General features: G+C 25.8%; 5 protein-coding genes. 2 read left to right on the top strand and 3 right to left on the bottom strand.

The window, feature by feature from the left end; translation table 11 throughout:
* Nucleotides 1-82: 82 nt before the first annotated feature.
* The 3 genes from ACIQ56_RS15430 to ACIQ56_RS15420 are packed head-to-tail and all read right to left on the bottom strand — an operon-like array spanning nt 83 to nt 1,958.
* A complete protein-coding gene (locus tag ACIQ56_RS15430; protein WP_397601937.1) occupies nt 83-268 on the bottom strand; it encodes a hypothetical protein in 186 nt (61 codons plus the stop codon).
* A gap of 11 nt (nt 269-279) precedes the next feature.
* Nucleotides 280-957 (bottom strand): hypothetical protein, encoded by a 678-nt coding sequence (locus ACIQ56_RS15425; RefSeq protein ID WP_153421713.1) that lies wholly within the window; start codon nt 955-957, stop codon nt 280-282.
* A complete protein-coding gene (locus tag ACIQ56_RS15420) occupies nt 933-1,958 on the bottom strand; it encodes a hypothetical protein (RefSeq protein WP_397601936.1) in 1,026 nt (341 codons plus the stop codon). The genes ACIQ56_RS15425 and ACIQ56_RS15420 overlap by 25 nt, the downstream gene beginning before the upstream one ends.
* Nucleotides 1,959-2,120: 162 nt before the next feature.
* Here ACIQ56_RS15420 and ACIQ56_RS15415 point away from each other — a divergent pair, with 162 nt between their 5' ends.
* Nucleotides 2,121-3,179, top strand: a complete 1,059-nt coding sequence (locus tag ACIQ56_RS15415) for a murein L,D-transpeptidase family protein (protein ID WP_397601935.1) — start codon at nt 2,121-2,123, stop codon at nt 3,177-3,179.
* A gap of 247 nt (nt 3,180-3,426) precedes the next feature.
* Nucleotides 3,427-3,869 (top strand): hypothetical protein (locus ACIQ56_RS15410; protein ID WP_397601934.1); only part of this gene is annotated, 443 nt, incomplete at its 3' end.

The raw sequence follows: 3,869 nt of genomic DNA, 5'->3' as shown, positions 1-3,869 counted from the left end.
AGCAACTTGTTCTGACAATTTTAAAATTCTATTTTCCATCTCCATTTAAATCTCCTCCTCAAAAGGATATTTAATTCTGGATTTATGCTTTGTAAAAATCACTTATTGGGAGGACACGATCGATATCTGAATGCATTTGTTCGTTTGTGATTTTTTGTGACTTTTTTAAAAAGAAAAAACTAGGTCTTTTTTTAAAAATTTTTCCTAAAATAATACCTGAATGACAACATCCTGTCCCTGCAAGATGAACATGAAAATCAATTAGCATAGTGATTAAACCTAATAATAATTGTGAGCATTGGGGTTTCTAACAAATAGTTTAAATAAGAAATAAAATGTAATCATTAATATTAAACCTTCCCATCCTTCTAATTTAATGATTGGATGTGAGGCTACAAGAGCTAAAGCAAATCCTAGACTACTAAGTAGCCAGCAAGAAATAAGCACCCATCTGCAAATAAAAAAAGCACGCCAAGATACTATAAAAATATATGGAATTAATTTTGATCTTGTTTTTAATCTTGCTTCTGTTAATTGTGAATTCCAAAAATGGAAATAAAGAGAAATGATGCAGAGTTTACTTACGCCTAAAGAAACAATATCTTTAATTCCTGTAGTATATGATAACGTTAAATATAATATAATAAATATTGTCATTATAATTAAGGAAGGGGTTTTTTTATTTTCAAAATAATAGCATATATGTAAGTATATTTTTGATAGAATAATATTATAAGCCAATAAATAAATACTAATTAAAATTAATATTACACTAATTTCAATAAAAGAAAAGTTTTTTGAAAGAAGTAATTTAAGAGCATATCCTTCAGAAATACTTAAAAATAATAAAAACGAAACAGAAGAAAAAAGGATAAATAGAAATTTTAATCTTTTTTTAAAAAGATGTTGTTTTCTTTTATAGTAGTCAGCGCTTAATTCTCTGTATTTTTCTTCCATTCAGAATAATCCTTTTCAAGGCTATTAATATAATTTTGCCCCTTAGCAAGAAGCTCAATTAAGCGATCAAAGGCTCCAATTTTATTTGCTTCTATAAAACGCTCATCTCTTGATAATTTATAATCAGGTTCCATGGCTTCTTGAATAGAATATTTTTGTTCATCCAAACTTTTTTTAAAACTTATCGAGTAATTATCTAAATAATTTATTTTTTTATTTTTATTTGGTAATAGTTTTTGTTTAGAAAAGACAATTAGTGAATTATTAGCAAGAGTTAAATCATTTATAAATTGTTCAAATGCAAAAAGTTCAAAATTTGTTCCCGACCTTAATCTGAAATTTGTGTCTTCAAAGCATAAAATAACTAATTTTCTTTTTGGCAATATTTCTTTGTAAAATAGACTTCTGTTTGTTTTTTCATTAGAAAAACTATCTCTATTGTTTATATAATACTTTTTTATATCATTCCAAAAATATAAAGAAGATATTTCATTTGAAATAATATCTTTAAAATATTCAAGATATATATTATCTTTGTTTAAAGATAATGAATTGAGAGAAGTTGATTTAGAATTTTTATAAGTAATAATTGAAATGCATTTAATCATAAATGCAATTGATAATTGAATACTTTCTGCAGCAGATGAGCATTCTTGCCAGGCAATTATTTTTGAATTTACCATCCCCTTTTTTAAGGGCCAGTTTGATTCCATTTTTTCAATTGTAAAGTTGGTTGAATTTAAATTTTGAAATATTTTTTGAATTAAAGAGCATTTGCATTCATATTGAGTTGGGGCTTCGGTTGAATTATGAAATTTTAATAAAAATCCATCACATTTTTTTACATCACCATTATTATCTTGATTGTTACAAAGAATTTCATTTATGAGAGTATCAATATCACAAGATTTTTTATTTTGAATTATTCTTCTTGCTTTTTTAACAAACTCATTAATTTCATAAACAATTGTTTTTAATGTTTGATCTTTTGTTTCAGTCATAAACAGGATCTGTCCTTAATGTAAACAATTCTTTTTAAAAAACACTTTATCTGGGAAAATTCTTTCAATGACGAGACTTTGACGATCTAGAATTAAATTATTATTCCCTTTAAACTCATTATATCTATCATTATTTTTTAATGAATGTTTCGGAGTTAAAATATGAAATTGTATTATTTATACAATAAAAATACATTAAAAGTTCTTTTTTTATGTGTAATTTTATATTCTCCCTTATGTTTGGCAAATACAGATTCTTCAGAATCAAATCAAATCATAGTGGAAAATTCAATTTCTGAGAAGTTAAACCAAAAGGCAGTAAGTCAGATACCAGCTTCATTCATTAGTTTAGGAAGAAAGCCTTCTGCATATGCACTTGTTGTGGAAAAACTGCAACATAAACTTAGTGTTTACAAAGAAAATATCACAGGGTCTTATGATATAATCAAAACATATCAAGCTGTTACAGGAAAAAGGCAAGGTGATAAAAAATCATCAGGTGATAAGAAAACACCTGAAGGAATTTATTTTATAACGGGGAAAATAACGGGGGGGAAACTTCCTCCTAAATATGGTCCTGGCGCTTTAACTTTAGATTATCCAAATATCTTTGATCAAAGATCGAGCAAAACAGGGTATGGAATTTGGATTCATGGAGTTGAAGATGATTCAAGAATAAGCAAAGCTTTTGATACAGATGGTTGTGTTGCTTTAAAAAATGATGATTGGCGGGATTTAGAAAAATACATAACCCCCTTAGAGACCCCCGTCGTGATCACAAAAGAAATGACTTTACTCGATTCCTCTAAAAAAATAGAAGAAACAAAAGTTGCAATCCAATCCATGTTAGATTCCTGGAAAAAATCTTGGGAAAACTCGGATTTAAATGAATATCTAAGTTTTTATTCGGATTCTTTTAATACTTTAGGAAAAAATAAAAAACAGTGGCTTCAACTTAAATCTACATTAAGTAACAATAGAAAAGGAAAAATAAGTATTGAAATTAGCGATCCTAAAATTTTATCTTTTAATGATGAGATATTTGTTTCATTTCTTCAAAAATATAGTTCACCTGAAAAAGAAGATTTTGGGAGAAAATTTCTATATTTAAAAATAGAAAACAATCAATATAAAATTATATCTGAAAAATGGTACGAAGAAATTCAAAATTCAGATTTATTAAGTGCTTTAGTAAGGCAACCAAATAATGAGTACAAATAATTCAGTATCAAAAAAAGGTTCTAAAAAATTTAATTTAATATTTTTTATTGATTCAGAAAAAACATATCATTATAAACTAAATCTTTTTTTTGTGAAATTTGTTTTATTTTTCTTGTTTTTATTATTGGTCATATCTTCTATATTAATTTATTTTAGTTTGACTTTGTTTCAGAAAAATCAAATTCAAGATAAATATATTATTTCCTTTAAAAAAAGTTTGCTACAATATTCTTTTGAGAAAAATTTAATGAAAGACGATAATATTAAAAATAATGAATTTGTAATGAATTTTCCTCCAAAAGAAGAAGTTAAAAAGGTAGAAGTTAAAAAAGTCGAAGCTAAGAAGGAAGAAGCTAAGAAGGAAGAAGCTAAGAAAGTAGAAGCTAAGAAGGAAGAAGCTAAGAAGGAAGAAACTAAGAAAGTAGAAGTTAAGAAGGAAGAAACTAAGAAAGTAGAAGTTAAGAATGAAGAGGTTAAGAAAGAGGAAGTTTTAATAATCGAAAATAGTGGTATTAAAATTGAAAATCCCAAAATATTACCTGAAGTAAATAAAACTCGATTTGTATTTTCATTGTCAAATACAAATTTATCTAAAAACTCTATATCTGGAAAAGTTTGCGCAGTAATTATTGGATTAAATCAAAAAGGCGAAAATATAATATATAAAATTCCTGAAGAAATTAAATTAAA

Source organism: Silvanigrella sp., assembly GCF_044369315.1.
Lineage (GTDB): Bacteria > Bdellovibrionota_B > Oligoflexia > Silvanigrellales > Silvanigrellaceae > Silvanigrella.
This window is presented reverse-complemented; position numbering and strand designations above follow the sequence as displayed.